19 protein-coding genes are annotated in these 19297 nt (G+C 72.5%); 12 read left to right on the forward strand and 7 right to left on the reverse strand.

Going from position 1 to position 19297, the window contains the following annotated elements; translation table 11 throughout:
- The first annotated feature begins 98 nt into the window (after positions 1-98).
- Together ACWGKQ_RS37370 and ACWGKQ_RS37375 are read left to right on the forward strand one after the other, a co-directional pair.
- On the forward strand, positions 99-1826 hold the full coding sequence (locus ACWGKQ_RS37370) for a helix-turn-helix domain-containing protein (protein WP_453296487.1): 1728 nt from the start codon (positions 99-101) through the stop codon (positions 1824-1826).
- A gap of 186 nt (positions 1827-2012) precedes the next feature.
- Positions 2013-2441, forward strand: coding sequence for a hypothetical protein (locus ACWGKQ_RS37375; protein ID WP_453296488.1), 429 nt, complete (start codon positions 2013-2015; stop codon positions 2439-2441).
- Here the strand turns inward: ACWGKQ_RS37375 and ACWGKQ_RS37380 are convergent.
- Both ACWGKQ_RS37380 and ACWGKQ_RS37385 read right to left on the reverse strand, forming a co-directional pair.
- Positions 2420-2905 carry a DUF5990 family protein gene (locus ACWGKQ_RS37380; RefSeq protein ID WP_453296513.1) on the reverse strand — a complete coding sequence of 162 codons (486 nt, stop codon included), beginning with the start codon at positions 2903-2905 and terminating at the stop codon, positions 2420-2422. The two genes, ACWGKQ_RS37375 and ACWGKQ_RS37380, sit on opposite strands and share 22 nt — an antisense overlap.
- Positions 2906-2999: 94 nt before the next feature.
- Positions 3000-4337 (reverse strand): jacalin-like lectin, encoded by a 1338-nt coding sequence (locus ACWGKQ_RS37385; RefSeq protein ID WP_453296489.1) that lies wholly within the window; start codon positions 4335-4337, stop codon positions 3000-3002.
- A gap of 498 nt (positions 4338-4835) precedes the next feature.
- Between ACWGKQ_RS37385 and ACWGKQ_RS37390 the strand changes: the two genes are divergently transcribed.
- Entirely contained in the window at positions 4836-5363 is a 528-nt protein-coding gene (locus ACWGKQ_RS37390) for a lamin tail domain-containing protein (protein WP_453296490.1), read from the forward strand.
- 70 nt (positions 5364-5433) lie between these two features.
- Here the strand turns inward: ACWGKQ_RS37390 and ACWGKQ_RS37395 are convergent, their stop codons facing one another.
- Positions 5434-6390 (reverse strand): ScbA/BarX family gamma-butyrolactone biosynthesis protein, encoded by a 957-nt coding sequence (locus tag ACWGKQ_RS37395; protein WP_453296491.1) that lies wholly within the window; start codon positions 6388-6390, stop codon positions 5434-5436.
- A gap of 395 nt (positions 6391-6785) precedes the next feature.
- Here ACWGKQ_RS37395 and ACWGKQ_RS37400 point away from each other — a divergent pair, with 395 nt between their 5' ends.
- The 4 genes from ACWGKQ_RS37400 to ACWGKQ_RS37415 all read left to right on the forward strand — a co-directional run bounded on the left by ACWGKQ_RS37400 (position 6786) and on the right by ACWGKQ_RS37415 (position 9369).
- Positions 6786-7550, forward strand: a complete 765-nt coding sequence (locus ACWGKQ_RS37400) for an HAD family phosphatase (protein ID WP_453296492.1) — start codon at positions 6786-6788, stop codon at positions 7548-7550.
- Positions 7547-7765: an SDR family oxidoreductase gene (locus ACWGKQ_RS37405; RefSeq protein ID WP_453296493.1), complete on the forward strand. Its 219-nt coding sequence runs from the start codon at positions 7547-7549 to the stop codon at positions 7763-7765. Before ACWGKQ_RS37400 ends, ACWGKQ_RS37405 begins: the two co-directional genes overlap by 4 nt.
- 162 nt (positions 7766-7927) lie before the next feature.
- Positions 7928-8593, forward strand: coding sequence for a ScbR family autoregulator-binding transcription factor (locus tag ACWGKQ_RS37410; RefSeq protein ID WP_453296494.1), 666 nt, complete (start codon positions 7928-7930; stop codon positions 8591-8593).
- Positions 8594-8754: 161 nt separating this feature from the next.
- Positions 8755-9369: a ScbR family autoregulator-binding transcription factor gene (locus ACWGKQ_RS37415; RefSeq protein WP_453296495.1), complete on the forward strand. Its 615-nt coding sequence runs from the start codon at positions 8755-8757 to the stop codon at positions 9367-9369.
- Positions 9370-9566: 197 nt separating this feature from the next.
- Here ACWGKQ_RS37415 and ACWGKQ_RS37420 read toward each other — a convergent pair whose 3' ends face one another.
- Positions 9567-10838, reverse strand: coding sequence for an FAD-dependent oxidoreductase (locus tag ACWGKQ_RS37420; protein WP_453296496.1), 1272 nt, complete (start codon positions 10836-10838; stop codon positions 9567-9569).
- 480 nt (positions 10839-11318) lie between these two features.
- Between ACWGKQ_RS37420 and ACWGKQ_RS37425 the strand changes: the two genes are divergently transcribed.
- Both ACWGKQ_RS37425 and ACWGKQ_RS37430 read left to right on the forward strand, forming a co-directional pair.
- The gene (locus ACWGKQ_RS37425; protein WP_453296497.1) at positions 11319-12290 is read left to right on the forward strand and encodes a DMT family transporter; all 972 of its coding nucleotides are present in this window, start codon (positions 11319-11321) and stop codon (positions 12288-12290) included.
- Between the two features lie 294 nt (positions 12291-12584).
- Positions 12585-13442: an AfsR/SARP family transcriptional regulator gene (locus tag ACWGKQ_RS37430; RefSeq protein ID WP_453296498.1), complete on the forward strand. Its 858-nt coding sequence runs from the start codon at positions 12585-12587 to the stop codon at positions 13440-13442.
- Positions 13443-13528: 86 nt separating this feature from the next.
- On the opposite strand, the gene ACWGKQ_RS37435 is transcribed toward ACWGKQ_RS37430, so the two are convergent.
- Together ACWGKQ_RS37435 and ACWGKQ_RS37440 are read right to left on the reverse strand one after the other, a co-directional pair.
- The gene (locus ACWGKQ_RS37435; RefSeq protein WP_453296499.1) at positions 13529-15415 is read right to left on the reverse strand and encodes a glycoside hydrolase family 5 protein; all 1887 of its coding nucleotides are present in this window, start codon (positions 15413-15415) and stop codon (positions 13529-13531) included.
- Positions 15416-15516: 101 nt separating this feature from the next.
- Positions 15517-16266 carry an alpha/beta fold hydrolase gene (locus ACWGKQ_RS37440; RefSeq protein ID WP_453296500.1) on the reverse strand — a complete coding sequence of 250 codons (750 nt, stop codon included), beginning with the start codon at positions 16264-16266 and terminating at the stop codon, positions 15517-15519.
- A 114-nt stretch (positions 16267-16380) separates the two neighbouring features.
- Between ACWGKQ_RS37440 and ACWGKQ_RS37445 the strand changes: the two genes are divergently transcribed.
- Positions 16381-17070: a DUF6215 domain-containing protein gene (locus tag ACWGKQ_RS37445; RefSeq protein WP_453296501.1), complete on the forward strand. Its 690-nt coding sequence runs from the start codon at positions 16381-16383 to the stop codon at positions 17068-17070.
- Positions 17071-17172: 102 nt separating this feature from the next.
- Here the strand turns inward: ACWGKQ_RS37445 and ACWGKQ_RS37450 are convergent, their stop codons facing one another.
- Complete coding sequence (locus tag ACWGKQ_RS37450) at positions 17173-17775, reverse strand: hypothetical protein (protein ID WP_453296502.1); 603 nt, start codon at positions 17773-17775, stop codon at positions 17173-17175.
- Positions 17776-18144: 369 nt separating this feature from the next.
- Between ACWGKQ_RS37450 and ACWGKQ_RS37455 the strand changes: the two genes are divergently transcribed.
- On the forward strand, positions 18145-18729 hold the full coding sequence (locus tag ACWGKQ_RS37455; protein ID WP_453296503.1) for a TetR/AcrR family transcriptional regulator: 585 nt from the start codon (positions 18145-18147) through the stop codon (positions 18727-18729).
- Between the two features lie 101 nt (positions 18730-18830).
- Positions 18831-19295, forward strand: a complete 465-nt coding sequence (locus ACWGKQ_RS37460; RefSeq protein WP_453296514.1) for a PaaI family thioesterase — start codon at positions 18831-18833, stop codon at positions 19293-19295.
- Positions 19296-19297: the final 2 nt, after the last annotated feature.

Below are 19297 nucleotides of genomic sequence, written 5' to 3' on the forward strand. Positions count from 1 at the left end.
GTGGGTGTCTCAATCCGATACACGCGGGGTGCGGCGGAACCCGGCGGGGCCCACCGGTCGTTGCTCCTTCAACTGTTCCCGGTACGGTGAGGGGCGCCATGACCACCGCAGAGCATCCCTCCACGGCCGGCCTGCAGTCCCCGCCCCGCCCCGCGCTCGGCGAACTGCGCCGGGCCCGCGCCCGCTTCCTCGCCGGGCACCCGCTGCCGGCGGACGTCCCGGACGAGGTCGCGGCCGCCTGGCGGCGCGCCCGTTTCCACGGCGTACGACACGACTGCGCGGCCCCCCTTGCCGACCGCGCCCCGCAGGCGCCCGACCCGGCGCTGCTGGCAGCGGCCCGGCCGGTCCTCGAACGACTCGGCCCGGCGCTCGACCACGAGCGCGCCACCCTCCTGCTCACCGATGCCCGGCTGCGCGTGCTGTGGTCCGCCGGGCACGCCCCGCGGGACACGCTCTGCCCCGACCTCTCCGAGCAGAACGTCGGCCCCAACAGCGCGGCCCTGGCCCTGCGCACCGGCCACCGCGCCGAGGTGCACGGACCCGAGCACTTCCTCGACATGTGGCAGGGGGTCTCGGCGGTGAGTGTGCCGCTGCGAGCCCCCGGCGACGACAGGCCGGTCGGCACGGTCACCGTGGCGTCGGCTCTGTGCGGCGGCGGCTGCGCACCGCACCCGCAGGCGGCGCTCGCCGAGGCAACGGCCGCGGGGGTGGAGGCGGAACTGCGGGCGCGCACCCGGCCGCCGGAGCGGGTCCTGCTGGACGCCTACCTCGCGGCGTGCGAGGGGCAGGACCGGCCGGTGGTGGCGTTCGCCGGACACAGCAGGCTGGTCAGCGAGGCGGCGGCCCGCCTGCTGGCGGCCCGGGACATCGAGGACCTGGAACGTGCCGTACACGCGGCGCTGCGCGAGGACCTGCCCGGCACCCGGCTCCCGTGCGGCGCCTCGGTCCATGTCGTCCGCCACCTGGGCGAGACCGTCGGCGCAGTCGCCGTACTGGAACCGGCGTACGTCCGCGCCCCCGCCGCCCCCGCCGGGCGCCCGCCCACCACACTGGCCGGGCACTCGGTGCCCTGGCGGCACGCCACCGAGCGCGCCGCCGAACTGGCCGCCGTCCGCGCCCCCGTACTGCTCGTCGGCGAACGCGGCACCGGAAAGACCTCCCTGGCCCGCGAGTTGCTCGGAGAGGGCGAGCCGCTCGTCGTCGACGCGGCCGAAGGGGACCTGCACGAGGCCCTGCCCACGGATCCCCACGGCAGCCTCGTGCTGCGGCACGCCGAACGTCTGGCGCAGCCGGACGTGGCGGCCATCGTCGCCCTGCTCGAAGCCCGGCCCACCGCACCCCTGTTGGTCACCTACACCCCGGGAGCACCACCCGGCCCCTGCCTGCAGCGCCTCCTCGACACCCTGGCCGCCCGCTCGGTCACCCTGCCCGCACTGCGCGAACGCCCCGAGGACATCAGGGAGTTGCTCGCCGCCGTCGCCCCGGCGCCGGAACCCGGACAGCCCCCGCTCACCTGGACACTCGACGCCCGGCGCGCCCTGGAGCGCTACCCGTGGCCCGGGAACGTCACCGAACTCGCCCACGTCGTACGGTCGTTGGCGCAACAGCGCCGCGCGGTGGGGCCGGTACGGCGCACCGAACTGCCCGACCCCGTACGCGAGGGACCCGCCGGGCGCCCGCTGAGCCCCATGGAACACGCGGAACGCACCGCGATCCTGGAGGCCCTGCGCCGCCACGGCGGGAACAAGGCCCGGACGGCGACCGCCCTGGGCATCGGCCGCGCGACCCTCTACCGCAAACTGCGCACCTACGGCAGTCACGCGTAGCCGCCCGGACGCGCACCGTGCCGCCGCGGGCGGCTCGGCTCGCCGCCCGTCCGCGGCGGGGGCCACCATGGAGGGACGCAACCGGTCCGGGGCCACCTGCTGGGAGACGCCCGTGACGCACACAACCGACGTCCTGATCGTGGGCGAACGCCGCCCGGTCGGCGAGGAGGTCGTCGGCCGCACCGTGTGCCACGCCCGGCACGGGACGGCCCCCTCGCCGCCGTCCCGTACGGCCCCCCGGACGCCCCGCAACCCGGCGACCGCGCCCCGGACTGCGCGGGTCTCACCACACCGCTCGCCGCCTACCCGCTGCGCCTGCTCGACATCCTGCGGGGCCGCCCGGACCACGTCGTGCTGCTCTACGCGGCGGACCCCACCGACGTGATCAAAGCCGTCCTCGCCCCGGGCTGGGACGTCCTGGCCATCCGCACGGAGGACGGCACCCACGTCCCCCTCGTCCCCGAATACCTGGACACGGCCGGTGAGTTCGCCCGCCTCTACCGCCCCGACGGCCCGACCGGCTTCGTCGTCCGCCCGGACGGCCACCTCGGCGCCCGCTTCCCTCTCACGGCCACCGAGACCGCGCTCGCCGACTACCGCGAGGCGCTCGGCTGAGGGCCGCCCCCGGCACTCCACACGATGGCCGGCGGCACGACCCGCGCGCACAGCGGCATGCCCCGGGCGTCCGTCAGCCCGAGCCGGCCGACCAGCAGCCCGTCCCGCGCCGCCGCCTCGGCCACCGTGCCGGGGACCGCGTCGAGCATCAGCTTGGCCCGGCGGAACATCGTGAAGGCGCCCCCGGCGTCCACCGCGCCCCAGGACAGGTAGACGAACCGGCCGCCTGGACCGCCCTGGACGTAGGGCCCCGTGACGTCGACGCCCGTGGCCGAGACCGCCGTCGTGCACGGCAGGGTCCAGGAGGCGGAGACGGCGTCGCCGGGCTGCGGGTCGAGCAGCTCGGCGGGGCGGTTGCGGCGCTGTACGGCGACGTGGATGTCGCCGTACCCGGAGAGACCGCTGTCCGCGGGTGCCGGGCAGGTGCGTCCGGGCAGGTCGGTGGCGTCGATGCGGAGCTCCATGGCAGCCATGCGGCCATCATCGCCCAGGTGCCGCTCGCCCCCGTCCGGGCGGCCGGCGGAGCGTCCGCGACGTCCGCCGGCCGGCCGGGCGCGGTCAGCGCTTGGTGTAGATGAAGCCGACCTTGTCGAGCTCGTCACCGGAGCGGCCGTGGAAGCCGGCGATCTGCCAGCCCGACGGGGCGGTGCGGGTCACGCAGTCCGAGGTCGTCGTACCACCGGCGAGGGTGCGGCCCAGGTTGGTGGTGAACTTCGCGTAGAAGATGCGGGTGGTGTCGTTGTACTTGCCCTCGCACAGGTACGCCGTCGTCACGTACTCGCTGCTGCCCAGCGTCAGCGACGACGCCGTGCCGCCGGTGCCGCCGTGGGTCAGCGTCGTGCCGTCGGCGAGGGTGACGCCGACCTGGTCGACCCGGGAGCCGGAGCGCAGCGAGACGGTGGTGGCGCGGGCGCCGGCGGCCACCTTGTCGATGTCCTGGTAGTAGTCGCCGTGCGGACCGCCGAACTGGTCGCTCAGCTGGAAGGCCGGGTTCTCGGACCAGGAGAAGCCGACCGTGATCGGGTCGTGGTCGGAGAGCATCAGCCCGTCGGAGGTCAGGAACTTGGCGTGCTCGTTGTTGTACGAGGTCGCGTTCAGGTTCACCAGCTTGCTGCTGCGGTACAGGACCTTGTCCACGACCTCGCAGGTGTTGGGCACGGTGGCCCCGGACTGGTCGCAGACCAGCGCGTCGCTGCCCTTGGCCGGCGCGCTGCCGCCGCGGATCAGCTGCACCCAGGCGTCGGTGAGCCCGTTGGCGGAGGCGAACTCGGCGATGGTGTCGGCGGTGCGGGTGTAGCGGGTGTTGGTGTCACCCATCACCACGACGGCGTTGCCGGCCGAGTGGGTGCCGATGAAGGCGGTCAGCTGGCTGAAGTTGTCCGCCCGGGAGGCCTCGTCGCCGTCGTTCGTGCCCGCGTTGGTGTGCAGGTTGTAGAAGTCGACGTAGACGCCCTCGGCGAGCCGCTCGCGCATGAAGGTGAAGCCCTTCGGCGTGAGGCAGTCGCCGGAGTCGAGCTGGCAGGAGTTCCAGCCGACGCGCTCGAAGTCGTCCCCGTCCCAGGCGTAATTGGAGACGGTGTTGAGACCGCTGCCGATGCCCGCGCCGCCGCTTGTCGCGGTGCGGTAGGGGTGGGTGTCGGTGGCGTACAGGTACGCGTGGTAGTTGAAGTCCTCCTGGACGTTGACGATGTCGTACGGCGCGATGCGCGTGCCGATCGCCGTGGTGCTGGTGTCGCGTGGGGTGGGTGCGCTCGACAGGCCTTCCGGAAGCCCGGCGACGTTGTACGTGAGCACGCTGAACGAGCCGGAGGCGGCCGCCGCGGCCGGGGTGGCCGTCGCCGTGAGCCCGCCGAGAGCGGCGACGGCGGCCGCCAGACAGGCAACGAGTCTGCGCATGGGGGTGTCTCCTACGGGGAGGTGTGCGCTGAGAGTTGTGGGCATGCCAATGAGGCATGGCAAAACGTAGCGGCAAACGCTTTCTTCGGACCCCCTCTTGTTACTAACCAGTTTGGAAATTCCACGTGACGCCGAGAAGATCGACTTCGGTGGATCGGGTGAGGTGGCTGTTACGCACTTTCGGGTGACGCGCTCCCTGATGTCCGAGTGTGTCGTGATGCCCGGGAGGTGTCATTGCCCTTTATCGGCGGGCTTTTCGTGCCGACACAGGCGTCAATTCCGTACATTCACCCTTTAAATGGACGTTACACGTGAGAGTCATGACAAAGCGATGGATCTGTAATGGGTCTCGCGTGTGTCCCGCATCTCACCCGGCAGGGTTGCAGGGTGTGAGTGCGCGGCCGACCGGCCGCCCACCTCGCCCAACGCACCCCTCGCGGCAGACGGCTTCGTGCCGCACGCGGCCGGGGTGTGCTCGAACCCTGCAAGGGGGACCCAGTGTCCGCTTCCGTTACCGCCCGCCGTCTAGGCTCCGCCACCGCTGTGGCGGCCGCCCTGGTGGGAGCGCTGGCCCTGCCGGCCTCGGCTGCCGCCCCGCACCGCGGCCAGGTCGTCATCAGCGCCGTCCAGCACGACGTCCAGGGCCGCGAGGTCTCCAACCGCGCCCTGAACCGGGAGTGGGTGGACGTCACCAACACCTCTCGCCGTGACGTCAACCTGAGCGGCTGGACGCTGTCCGATGCCGCCGGGCACAGCTACACCTTCCACCACTACCAGCTGGCCGGCCGCGCCACGGTCCGTGTCCACACCGGTGAGGGCCGGGACACCACGCAGGACCTGTACCAGGACCGGCGCAAGTCGGTGTGGGACCACGGCGTCGACTCGGCCACTCTGCGCAACGAGCACGGGGGCCTCGTCGACTCCGTCTCCTGGGGCCACCGCCACCGTGCCGCCGACGGTGACCACCGCCGTGCCGCCGAGGGCGACCACCACCGTGTCGCAGAGGGCGGCCACGCCCGCCGCTGACTCGTAGCGGTGCCTGGAGCGGCAGCCCGCACATGTCCCTGCCGGGGGTGTGCGGGCGGCCGCGTTGCCGTCACCCCGGAACGACCGGCCCCTTGACGGTGGACGTGAAGACGACCTCGCCGCCCTGCCGTCCGACGACCTCGACGGTCACCGTGTCGTCGCTCCCGGGGGTCACGCCGGTCACGTCGATCCAGCAGGGGCCGTCGAGTTCGACGTAGCGGTTGAACGTCGTGGACGTGCTCGCCGGTATCAGCGCGCGGGGTGCCAGCCGGGCGCAGGCGGCCTGCCGGGCGCCTTCGAGGAGGACCATGCCGGGCAGGTGGTCGCCGTCGTGGTCGAACAGGATGGGGTGGTCCAGGTCGGGGGTGAGCAGCCAGCGGTCCGGTGTGTCCGTGGGGGTCAGCACCACGTCGGCGGGGGAGGTGCGGCCCACGGCGGCGGGCGGCATCGGGTCGGCCGCGCCGAAGGGATGCGCCGAAGTCGCGGGCCCCTCGGGCCGACGGGCCCGCAGCCGGGCGTAGACGGACGGCGTGACGATGGAGTACAGCCCCTCTCCGTGGGCCACGGGCAGGCCGTCCCGGCGCAGGACGAACCCGATGCGCATCCGGCGTGCGGACGCCCGGCCGCGCGGTGCGGAGTCCGGGCAGGTCACGTCGAGTTCGAAGTCGGTGGGGCGGGAGACGATCCGCAGCCGGTCCAGATCGGTGTGGCAGCTGAGCGACCACAGCACGAAGTGATGGCCGAGGGGTACGCCGTGTTCCGCGTGCGTCACGAACATGCCGGCCTGTCGAAACGTCTCTGCGGCCTGGAGCGGGTCATGGCTCGAACCGTCGGCGCTGTTGAAGAACGTGTGGGCGCGGGGCCACTGTCCGGTGAGGGAGAACCGCAGTCCGTCGTCCTGGGCGGTACAGCCGCTGAGGAAGACCTCGGCCAGGGACGCCCGGTGGACGTACTCCTTGGGGACCGTGGTGGTCAGCCGAGGCAGTGCGGGCAGACCGACTCCGATCTCGCTGGCGGACAGGCTCATCGATGACCCCCCGTCGGAAAGCTCTTCGTTGGCTTGAAGCTCTGTTCGACGCCTATAAGATACGGACCTACCGGTTTTCTCGGGTCGGCCACTAGGTAAAGGATTCACCAAGCGTGGTTCGACTCGATCCATGCATGACTCCGCTCAGTAGTGGTTTGGCCAAGTATTTTTGCGCTCAACCACGCGGAAGGCACGGCGAAAAACGGACTAAGCAGCAGATGTCGACGGCTTGTTGTCGATGGGCCCCGGTCCGGACCGCCCTAGCGAAAACCTGTTCGGCAGTCTCTTTTGGCCAAATGCCCCGGGTTTCGGCCCGCCTGACGCGGTGCCCGACCCTCATCCCGCCGCGACCGTCCCGGCATGATTGTCGAACGGCCTGCGAGAGGGAGACCCCGATGGAACCACTGCGCACCCTGCGCCTCGCCGCCGTCAACATCGACGGCGTCCTGCTCAACGACAGCTTCAGCCCCGTCCTGTACCGCCTCGTCCTCAAGTACGGCGGTGCGTACACCCGGGAGCTGGAGCAGCGGCTCTTCTCGCAGTCCCGGCTCGCGGCCGCGAAGGTGCTGCTGGCGGAGACCGGCGCCGGGGTGAGCGAGCAGGAGGCCATCGCCGACTACTTCGCCGAGCGCGAGGACTACCTGCGCGACCACCCCGTCCACACCCTCGACGGCGCCGAGGAACTCCTGCACCGGCTGCGCGCCCTGGGCCTGGACGTCATCTGCTACGGCGGTCTCGACGAGGACCACTTCCGCCGCCATCTCGGCGCCTGGGAGCACCTGTTCACCGCACCGCACTACATCTGCACCAACGACTTCCGCCCCGGGATCCGGGAGATCGTCCGGGACCGCTTCGGCCTCGGCTACCACCAGGTCCTCTTCATCGACGACGTCGCCCGCTTCGCCGGCCACGCCAAGGAACTGGACGTGCCCTTCGTCGGCCTGCCCAGCACCTTCGAACACGGCTTCCAGCGCGAGCTGATGGGCGAGCTCGGCGTCCGGCACCTGGTCGGCGGCCTCGCCGAGATCGACGAGGAGCGCCTGCGCACCCTCGACCGCGAGGCCGGGCTCGGCACCGTCTGGCGGGACGCCGACTCCCTCGCCGGTACGGCGAACAGGTGCGGCGGGCCGTCGAGTACGCCCCGCACCGCGTCCGCGTGAACGCCGTCGCCCTGGGCCTGGCGCGCTCCGGGACGATCGGCGACTGGTTCGCCAAGTCGCCGGAGAACGAGGCGCGCGCCCACAGTTCGGCCCCGCAGGCCCGTGCGGCCGATCCGGAGGAGGCCGCGGAAGCCGCCGCCTGGCCGTGCAGTGACAGGGCGAGCTTCGTCACGGGTGCCACACTTACCGTGGACGGCGGGCGGACCGCCTGGTGAACTGCCCGGGCCGGTCCCGCACGGCCCTCCGGCTCCGGCGCGAAACCGGCGCGGATCAGGGCGGGACCGACCGGGAATCGATATTGTGCGGCCGAAATACCGACCCCCGATTGGGGTAAGGTACGTCACGTCCGGTTTTGTTTTGACGGAGAAGGGGTCCCCATGGCGCGTCAGGAGCGTGCGATTCGGACCCGTCGCGCTGTTGTCGAGGCCGCCGCGGCGGTCTTCGCCGAGCGCGGATACACGGCGGCGACGATCTCCGAGATCCTCGAGCGGGCCGGAGTCACCAAGGGCGCCCTGTACTTCCACTTCGACTCCAAGGAAGCCCTCGCGCGGGGCGTGATCAACGCCCAGATCAGCGACGACTACTGGGTGCCGCGCGAGCTGAAGCTCCAGGAGTGGGTGGACATCGGCATGACGCTGGCCCACCGGATCCCCAAGGAGGTCATTCTCCTCGCCGGCATACGGCTGTCCGCCGACCTCCAGGGGCGTTCCCTGTTCGGCAGCGCCTGGCCCGCCTGGACCCAACTGGTGACGGACAAGCTCGTGGAGGCCAAGGAGCGCGGCGAGGTGCTGCCGCACGTCACACCGCGCGAGACCGCCGAGTGCTTCCTCGGGGCCTGGATCGGGACCCAGTTCATGTCCGAGGTGGTCTCCGACTGGACCGATCTCAACGACCGCATCTCGGTCCTCTACAACCACGTACTGCCGGCCATAGCGACTCCCGCGGCGCTGATCCGGCTGGACACCGCGCCCGACCGAGGCGCCCGGGTCGTCGAGGAAGTCGAGCGCCGCCGGCAGGAATCGCCCGTACCCGCCGAGGCCTGACCAGCCTCGAACCAAACCACCTGCCTGGTTTGTTATGACCCGGAGCCATGTCGCGGATGGCATACGAAGACCGGCCGAAGCTCCCCAGCCACACTCGGACCGGCGACAAACCTACCGATCGTGCTGTTTGCTGAGGCTCTGGAAATCAACAGGGGGACGCGATGGTCAAGCAGCTCCGGGCGGCCCGGACCCGCCAGGCCCTGGTTCTTGCCGCCGCCGAGGTCTTCGCCGCCGACGGGTACGCGCTGTCCTCGCTGCCCGCGATCAGCCGGCGGGCGGGAGTGAGCGCCGGAGCGCTGCACTTCCACTTCCCCAGCAAGGAGGCCCTCGCGATCGAGGTGGAGAGCGCGGCCCGGCGGTCCGTCGAGCAACTGGTCGCCGACCGACGGCCGTCGGCCCCCTCCGCACTGCACCTGCTGGTCACGGTCACCCGGGAGGTCCTGGTCACGGTCGCAGCCGACGTCGTCGTCCGCGCGGGCTTCCAGCTGAGCGCCGACCCCTCCCGGAAGAACGGCATGGGCTTCGGCTGCTGGTGGCGCGCCTGGGTGTGCGAAGAACTGCTGCGGGCGCAGCGCGCGGGGGAACTGGCCGAAGGGGTGTCACCGGACCGGGTGGCCGCGGTGATAGTCGCCGCCACGGTCGGCTTCGAGGTGCTCGGTGCGGAGGACCGCGACCGGATCTCGCCCCGGCACGTCGAGCAGTTCTGGTCGCTGGTGCTGCCCCAACTGGCGGCGCGCAGTGACCAGTTCGCGTCCGTCGCGTTCTCCGACTCCTGATCCCCGGTCAAGAGCACGCCACCCGGCCGACGTTCGGGCCGACAAACCGTCCGCGCCGTTTTCTACTCGGCGGAGTACGACAGCCGGTGCCGATGGCCCCACCGACCGCCCCCACCGACGGCACCCCGGCGCCCGGCCCGGCGGACCCGCTCGCCCGGATCGGCTGACGGACCCGCCCGGACCGGCTGCCGGGCCGCTCAGACGGCCGCGACGTGCCGGGCGATACGGACGGCGGCGAACTCCGTGCCCGCCACGAACCGCATCATCGGCCCGAACATCGGCGCCGCGAGCGAACCGGTGAAGTACAGGCCGGGCACCGACGACTCGAACGTCCCCCGCAGCGCCGGCGCCCGTGAACCCGGCACGCACGCCACGGCGTCCCGCACCGTGGGAGACAGGAAGGGCAGGGCGTCCAGATCCAGCCGGTAACCGGTGGCCGCCAGCACATGGTCGACGGCGAGGGGCTCGCGCTCGCCCCCGGGACCGGCGACATCCAGGCGCACCTCCGCCCCGCTGACCACGGCACCCGTGACCCGGCGTGAGGTGTGCACCGGTACCGCACCCACCACCCGGTCCCGCAGCCACCAGCCGCCCGAGGGCCCGAGCGCCCGCCGGAACAGCAGTAGCCGGGCCGGCGCCGGCAGCCACCGCACACCACCGGGTGACGCGCAGACCGCGGCCAGGATCCAGCCCGTGCCGAGCGGCGAGGCCGGCTTGGCCACCCGCTGTGTCCAGGGCCGCGCCAGCACGGGCGTCATGCCCCACAGCACCGTTCGGTCCCGCACCAGAACCTGCACCTCGGCACCTGCCTCGTGCAGCAGGGCGGCGCTCTCCAGCGCGGACTGGCCACCGCCGACGACGGCCACCCGCCGCCCCGCGTACACGGACAGATCCGTGTGGTGACTGGTGTGCGACACCCGCGCCCGCGGGCCGGGCCCCTCGGGGGCGAGCTGCCGCAACTCGTCCGGGACATGGGCGAGACCGTTCAGGCCGGTCGCCACCACGACGGCCGAGGCCGCCATCTCCTTCCCGTCGTCCAGCCGGACGACGAAGCCGGGGCCGGCCGCCGGCCGCTCGACCGCCGTCACCCGGGCCGGCTCGACCTCACCGACGTACCGCTTCTGGAACCACTGCCCGTACCGTACGAAGACATCGCACGGGATCGGTGTCAGCTCGGTCAGTTCCGGCTCGCTGTGCGCGCGCCGGAAGTCCGCCAGCCGGCCGCCGGGTTCCGGTGCGGACAGGTCGGTCGCGTCCGGCGTCGATTTCAGGTACATCCCGGTGGCCATGGCGTGCCGCCAACTGCCCATCACGTCACCGAAGACACGGACCGGCGCCCCCGCCGCCCGCAAGTGGGCGGCCACCGAGAGTCCGTACGGTCCGGCGCCGATCACGACGACGGGTGGCCGCCCGTGTCCGGTCAACGCCTGCTCCTGGGCAGGGCGCTGCCCCGGAAGCGACTGCGTCATGCATTCCTCCGCTGGTCTGCTCGCCGCCTTCCCCTGGGCGGCGCGACACTGCGGGATGGCACGTCCGGCGTGAAACGGACGCGCTCGTCCCCCCTCCGCGGGTGAGTCTCTCCCACGGGCGGATGCCGGGAAACGATATCGGCGCACGTTGGCCAAAACTTGGTCGAATCATACGACAAGTGACGCCGGGCATGTCATTGACGTGCGACGGACGGATCCCGACGATCACGACCCGACAGGATCGGTCGGCGAACAGTGCCGCCGTCGGCCGGCGGGCCGGCCCGGCCCGGCCCGGTACGATCGTCGCGTGAACACCTACTGGCACGTCGTTCTGCCGCCGCTCTGCGCCTGACCGGGCGCACCCGCTGACGGAACCAGCCCACGCTCCCGGCCCTGCCTCATGGGCGGCCCGGAGCCGGTGTCGTGCGCCCGCATCGAAACCAGTCCGCAGACGGTATTCGACGACGGAAGTTCACGACTGTGCCGAACCACACCCCTTCCCCCTCCTCCCGCGCGCTCGGCAGCGCCGACCCCGCGCACCCGCGTCCCCGCAACGCGGGCCCGTTCGGCGGGCCGCTCCCGATCCTCACGGCCGCCGTGCTGTGGGGCACCACCGGGACCGCCGCCTCCTTCGCCCCCGCCGGTGTGCCGGCCGCCGCCATCGGCGCCGCCGGCCTGGTCCTCGGCGGTCTGCTGCTGTTCCTGACCGCCCCCGGCGGCCGCGCCCTGCCCGGCGCCTGTACCGGCGGCGAGCGCCGACTGCTCGCGCTGGGCACCCTCGCGGTGGCCGGATACCCGCTCACCTTCTATCCCGCCGTGGCACGTACCGGTGTGGCCGTGGCCACCGTGATCGCGCTCGGCGGCGCCCCCGTCTTCGCAGGCCTCCTGGCCTGGGCCACCCGCCACTCCCGGCCCTCGGCCCGCTGGACCACCGCGACCGCGGCGGCCGTCCTCGGCTGCACGGTGCTCGTACTCGGCCCGGGACTCGCCGGTGACGGAGCCCCCGTCGACCTCCTCGGCGTCCTGCTGGCGGGGCTCGCGGGGCTGTCGTACGCCGGGTACGCCCTGGCCGGCGGGCAGCTCATCGCCCGCGGGCACGCATCCGGCGCCGTGCTGGGCGTGATGTTCGGGGGAGGGGCGCTGCTCGTCCTGCCGGTGGTGCTGTGGGATGGCGGCGGCGGGCTGCTGACGGTGCGGGGCGCGCTGGTCGTCCTGTACCTCGGGACGGTCACCACCTTCCTCTGCTACCGCCTGTTCGGACACGGCCTCCGCCGCACGGCTCCCCAGATCGCGACGACCCTGACGCTGGCCGAGCCGGCCGTGGCCGCGGTCCTGGGAGTCGCCGTCCTCGGCGAGCGTCTGCCGGGCGTCTCCTGGTGCGGACTGGCGGTGCTGGCGCTCGGCATCGTGCTCGTCGCCGTCCCCGCCGGCACTCGCGGGCGGAACACCTGAGCCGAATGACCGTCAAGTAACCGACCGGATGGTTTCTTTATGGCGGTCTCCGGGGATGAGATTGCGCCTCATTCGGTGACCGACTCGACGGGTCGGGTAAGTGGCGGACCACCCTTCCGGCCGCCGAAACAGTGGCGCTGTGCTGCTGCTTCGGCGGTCGACAGGGGTGGGGCGCAGCCCTGCGGCCGTTCTCCGGCGGTTCGTCAGAAACGGTCCAGCCATCGGCCTGTTGACAGACCGTCCATGCTGTTTTCTACTGGCGAAGTGTCAGATGAGAGGACCAGGGAGACGCGTGTGGACATCGGGTTGCTGGGCGCACTGAACGTGCGGGAGAACGGGGCCTCCATCGCCCCGACCGCACCGAAGCCGCGTCAGGTGCTGGCCCTGCTCGCGCTGCGCGCCGACCAGGTGGTGCCCGTCCCGACCCTGATCGAGGAGCTCTGGGCGGGCACTCCACCGCGCAGTGCCCGCACCACCCTCCAGACCTATGTGCTCCAGCTCCGGGAGCTCATCGCGACGGCGCTGCGCCGGGGCGCGGAACCCGAGGGCGGGGCCGCCCGCTCCGCGAAGGATGTGCTGGCCACCATGCCGGGCGGCTACCTGCTCGCGGCCGGTGGCGGCAGCAGCGACATCCGGGAGTTCGAGCGGCTGTGCGAACAGGGCTGTCGCGCCATGGACGACGGGAACTTCGCGGGCGCCTCCGGCACTCTGCGCCGGGCCCTGGACCTGTGGAGCGGCCCGCCCTTCGCCGACGTGACCACCGGCGCTCACCTCGGCATGGAGGCGCGGCGGCTGGAGGAGAGCAGGCTGTGCGCACTGGACCAGCGCATCGAGGCCGATCTCCGGCTCGGGCGGCACCGCGAACTGCTCGCCGAACTCACGGTCCTCACCAGCCGCTACCGCTCCCACGAGAACCTGCACGCGCAGTTCATGCTCGCCCTCTACCGCTCGGGCCGGCGCGGCGAGGCCCTCCTCGTCTACCAGCAGCTGCGCACCCTCCTCGTCAGGGACCTCGGCCTTGAGCCGTCGGCACGCCTGCGCCGCCTCCAGCGGTCCATCCTCGCGGCCACCGCCGAGAACCCCGGCCCGGCCCCACACGACGACGACCTGGCCGCACCGGCACCGGGTGGGGGACTGGCACGCGTGCCCTGAATCTCCACACGCCCGCCTGGGGCACGGCCGCCGGGTGAGTCACTGGTGAGCGGGTGGTTGCAGAGCTGTGCCGGAGCAGCAGAGCCTCAGGACGGCAGCGGGACACACAGCACGGCGGCGGGGCCTTGCGTGCTGCCCGTGCGGGTGGTGAAGGCGACGCCTGCCATGTACTCGTCGGCGTCGCACTGGCCCTTGTAGGCGCCGTAGGCGAAGTCGTCGCCCGCCCCGTCGGCGGGGCGGTTGTCGGAGCGGTCGAACCACACCGTCCGGCCGCCGGTGCCCAGCGGGGTGCGCGCGGGCGTGCACAGGACCGCCGACACCCGCTCCCCGCGACGGCTGTAGCCGATGACGAACTGGCCTGCCGGGCACTGGAGTTTGGTGTAGCCGGAGGCCCAGTCGCCGCCCGCCGGGACGTACCGCTCGTCCGTGACCGCCGTCTGGGCGTTGCCCGTGGCCCGCAGGTCACCGGCGGTCGCGTCGGTGCACAGGCCGCGGCCGCCGGAGTGGGCGAGGCCGGTCAGCCGCAGCCCGTCCGGGCAGACCGCCTTGTAGGCGCCCGAGTCCCAGTCGCCGCCCGCCCGCACGCGCAGGGACTCGACCTGGTCGCCGTGGTCCGTGGACAGCATCCGCCAGGTCGTGCCCGGCTCGACATACCCGGTGCGGCCGGCGGAGTTCATGAGGTGCTCCCAGGCCGTGGCCCGCCAGTCGCCGCCGTCGAGGATCCCGGACCGTTGCCCGGAGGTGTCGTAGCTCAGCAGCGCCCAGTCGTCGTGTCCCGCCCAGCCGACCAGCGGCCAGTAGGCGAAGTCGGTGTCGTGGTCGGTGAAGTAGTCGGTGATGTTGCCGAACCAGGCGCGGGCGGCCGTGCCCGTCTCGTTCGCGCCGATGCCGAACTCGCTGACCCACACGGGCGCGGTGTAGTGCTTGCCCTCGGTGGTGACGAAGAAGGCCTCGTCGGCGAGGGCCTGGTACAGCTCGTCGCGGCTCAGGTCCTGGTAGCGGGGGTCGCTGGTCTCGCCGATGCCGGTGGCGCCGCTGTGCCTGGGGCCGGTGTAGCCGTAGAAGTGGGCCGAGTAGACAAGTTTGTGGGCGTCGACGAGGGTGTTGGAGAGGGTGCGGACGGGGGTGAGCATCGGGCGGCCGTGGGGGAGTCCGTCGACCGGCAGGCCGGTCCAGTTGATGCCCTCGACGACGATGAGGAGGTTCGGGTTCGCCTCGGTGAGGATGCGGTCGTCGGCGAGCTGGGCCGCCGCGTACCAGTCGTGGTCGTCGCCCTGGCCCCAGTTGGGGTCGTCGAGCACGTTCCGGCGCACCTCGTTGTAGAGATCGGCGCCCACGACCCGGGGGTTCGCGGCGTAGCGGCGGGCCATGAAGACCCAGTCGTCGGCCCACTGCTGGGTCGACTGACCGGTGTTCCAGCGTTCGTTGCCGTCGACGCCGCAGCACCAACGGGAGGCGTTGGTGTGGTTGTTGAGGATGACGGCGAAGCCCGCGCCGGTGAGAGCGGTCACGACGGCGTCGTAGACCTCCAGCGGTGTCCGGCCGCGCAACTGCGGATTGGCGGTGACCGCGGCGTCCGGCACCGGGGTCGTCGTGTGGATCATCTCGTTCGAGAACGGCAGCCGGATGCTGTTGATGCCGAGTGCCTGGAAGTCCGAGAGGAGTTGGGACAGGGGTGCGCGGTCCAGGCCGAGGGGGATGCCGTAACTGTCCTGGCCGGCATGGTGGTTGGCGGGATCGTCGATGCTGCCGCTGCCCGTCCAGGATCCTTGTGCGCCGTCCCAGTTGGCGGCCTTGAGACGGAAGCGGTCGCCGTTGGCGTCGACGATGTAGCGGCCGCGGGTCGACAGCGGCGGCTGCCAGGTGCCGGTCGCCGACACGGCCGGTGTCGGCGTGGCGGACTGCGTGGACTGCCCGGACCGGGGTGCGGCGGTGGCCGGGGCGGCGGCGAACAGGGTGAGAACCAGGAACATGGCTGTCAGGTACGTGACAAACCTGAACGATCGTGCGACCGGCATCGGCAGTCCTCTGGATGGTTGTCCCGTGGGGGCGAGGCACCCTACCAGGGCCGGGGTCAGCGCAGAAGCGGTTCGTCGGACGCGCAGGCCTCGGCCGTCCACCCGTCGAGGTCGCGTTCGGGGCGCAGCAACCGCCTGATGGCGGCGGCGGAGGCGCGGTGCCAGTCACGGCTGCGGCGGAGCATCGCGTGATCGCCGCCCCTGAGCAGCACCATCCCGGCCTGTGCACCGGCGGTCCGGGCCTGCCGTACGTACGCGGCCGAGTCGGCGGGGCCGGTGGTCCGGTCGCGGTCCCCGTGCAGAACGACGATCCGCGTCCCGGCGAGATCGTCCACGGGGTCGCCGGGCGGGCACCAGGGAGCCAGCGCGAGCACACCGCGCACCGAGGGATCGGACGCCGCGCGCAGCGCCGCCCGGCCGCCCATCGAGTGGCCGACGAGCACCACGGACGCGTCACCGGCCAGGCCGCGCAGCTCGTCGAGGGCGCGCAGGGTGTCCTGGAGCGGGTCGGCGGCGTCGTTCCAGCCCTGGTAGCGGTAGCGCACCTGGCCGATCAGCACGTCGCGGGGCGAGGAGACCGAGGCGGCGGCACTCAGGAAGGGCCGCATGCGCAGCGCGGCCGGCTGCCAGGAGCGGGCCGGACGGCGGCCGTTCTCCTGCCCGCCGTGCAGGACGAGCACCGCGACACGCGTCCGGTCCCCCGGCCTGCGATGCACCACCAGGGCGCTCCCGCCCACCTCGACGACCCGTCGGTCGGCCACCGCGTCCACCCCTGCTTCCTCCGGCTCGAAGCGTCCTGCCGCCATCAAACACTCCCGGCACAACTCCCTGCCACCGAGGGGCGGGTGCGGCGCGTGCCTTCCCTGTGGACATCGGTTAGGCTCCAGCGCGCACAGGGGACGCACAACGGGGTGGGGGACATGACCGAAGGCTTCGCCGAGCCCGAAAAGGACGGCAGACCGGGGCTCCAGGCGATGGCGGCGGTGGCTTTGTTCGCGGTCGTCGTGGGCGCTCTGTGGGCGCAGAAGGAGTTCGTCCACCAGAAGGACGCCGCCGGTGAACCGGCGGCCTGCTCGAAGCCGGACGACCACCTGCCGGCCCGCTACGTCTCCGGCGCCCGGCTGTGCAAGGCGCTCAACCGCCCGGACCTGCCGGCCCTGCTGGGGACCGCGCGCGAGCGGGTCGAGACGGCCGACGGCAGCGGGGAGTGGCTCACGCTCGCCGGCGGCAAGAAGATCGCCGAACCCGAGGCGACGGTGACCCTGGACACGTACTCAGTGAAGCTGTCGGCGTCGTACGACGACATGACCGTCGCCGAGGCGGGCGACCTGCTGGGCAACACCCGCCGGACGACCGTCCTCGGGCACCCCGCCGTCCTCTACGACAGCCCGACCTTCTCCATCGGCTTCGACCTCGGCGGCGGCAAGGCGAGCACGGGCCCCGGCGGGACCGCGCGCTGTGTCCTGGTCTCCGAGCACGGGAAGGACGACGGGAAGGGCACGTTCGAAGTCGCGCTCTGGCGGCAGGACGACGTACCTCCCGACGACACGGCCCTGGTGCGGGTGGCGGAGCGGGTTCTGCCGACCGTCCCGGGCTGGAACGCGCACTGACGGCCGCCTGACGGCCCCTGGCGGGACCGGGTGCGCCGCCGGGCCGGCCGGATCTCCCGGCGGTCCGGCGGCGGAGGGCCGTGCCGACGCTGCGTCAGCTGTTCACGGGGCGACGGTCGTCGTGTCGGCGAGGCTGCTCGCCGAGGGCAGCGCCGGCAGCGCGGGCACCGCGCCGAGGAGGCCGGTCACCGCGTCGAGGATCGGGGCGAGCAGACCGGTGACGGCACTCACCACCCCGCCGAGGTCGAGCGAGGTCAGCGCGCCGAGCAGGCTGTTCACGGCGGCCTGGATCGCGTTCAGCAGGTCCGTGACGGGGTCGGCGGCGCGCGGGGCGGCCCGGTGCGCGGACCCGGTGTCCAGATTCCGCAGCCGCTCCTGGAGCGTGTTGCTCCACTCCCGTACCGCCTTGGCGTAGGCGGCGGCCTTGGCCGGGTCGATCCGGGTGCCCTGCGCCGTGGTGAGGGCGGGCAGCGTGTCCAGGAGGGGCGTCAGGGCGCGGTCGTACCGGTCGGGGTCGGTCGCGTGGATCCGGTCGAGGAGTGTGGTGATGTCGGTGCCGGGCCGCAGAACCGTCTGTGCGGCACCGGGTCCCGGCGCTTCTCGGCCGGCGTCGGCGGCGGCAGCGGAGGCGGCCGCCGGGCCGAGGACGAGAGCGGCGCAGACCAGTGGGGAGACGAGGAGGCCGCGGGAGGCAAGGGCACGCATGGGTTTCCTTTCGAGAACTGCTGTCTATCGCCCACCGTGGAAAGCGGGGTGGGTCCCCGCAACCGGTCACCGGTCGTGTACCGCGCCGACCGCGCCGAGGCGAAGGCTCTGACCAGGTGGTTTGCCCCGCCGTCGGCCTCCGTCCGGGTGTCGGTCGGATGTTCGTCCGTCAGAGTGCGCCCGACCGCCGACGCGCCGGGCAGGCGCCTCGCTCGAGATCGAGCCTGTCCCGGGGGTGACGACCACGAACCAGCGCCAGGCGCCCGTGACGGGCTACTGTGTGTCCCCCTCTTGCATGTTCTATGGCATACACCATAAGTTACTCCTGCGTAAGACGTGATGTGTCTCCGAGGGAAGGGCGGTGGGCGTATGAGCCCGCGCACGAGCGACAGCCGGGAACGGATGCTCCGCGGCGCCTCGGAGCTGCTGCGCGAGTACGGCGCCGGCGCCACCAGCATCGACCGGGTCCTGGCCCGCACCGGCGCACCCCGCGGATCCGTCTACCACCACTTCCCCGGCGGGCGTGCCCAGCTGGTCGAGGAGGCGGTGACCCGGTCCGGTGACCACATGCTGCGGCGGATCGACGCAGCCATGGCGGCCGAGGACCCCCTGGCGGCGGTCGACTCCTTCTTCGCGCTGTGGCGGGAGCGGCTGGCCGAGAGCGACTACCGCGTCGGCTGCCCGATCGTGGCCGTGGCCGCGGAGACCAACGACGAGGCACCCCAGCTCGCCCGTTCCGCCGCCGCCGTCTTCGCCCGCTGGCAGGAGACGCTGGCCGCGCACTTCCAACGGCACGGCCTTCCGCAGGCACGCAGCACCCGGCTGGCGGCCTTCGTCATCGCCGCCCTCGAAGGCGCCGTGATCATGTGCCGCGCCGAACGGACCACCGCACCGTTGGACGCGGCCGCCGCCGAACTGCGCGAACTGCTGACCCATGCCTTCCACGACCAGTGACGACCCGCGTGACCCGTGACGACCACCGCGGCCCGCAGCCCGGACCGCGGACCGGCCCGCACCACCAGCACCCCGAGCACCAGCACCCCGAGGAGCCACCCGTGTCCACCACCGACCTCGCCGCCCTGTCCGGCCTCGAACTGATGCGCTGGATACAGTCCGCGCGGCCGACCGACACCGTGACCCCCTCCATCGGCCGGCTGCTCGGCATGCGCTTCGACGAGGTGGAGCACGGCCGCATGGTCATCTCGCTCGACACCCGCCCGGACTTCGCCAACCCCCTCGGCACCGTCCACGGCGGGATCGCGGCCACCCTCCTCGACTCCGTGATGGGCTGCGCCGTACACACCACTCTGCCCGCCGGCGTCGGCTACACCACCCTCGAACTCAAGGTCAACTACATCCGCGCCGCCCACACCGGAGGCCAGACCCTCACGGCCGAGGGGACGGTCATCCACGTCGGCCGCTCCACCGCCACGGCCGAGGGCAAGGTGCTGGACGAGCGCGGGAAGCTGATCGCCCACGCGACCACCACCTGCCTCGTCATGCGGCCGGGCGGCAACTGACG

It is taken from the genome of Streptomyces sp. NPDC054770 (assembly GCF_053611985.1).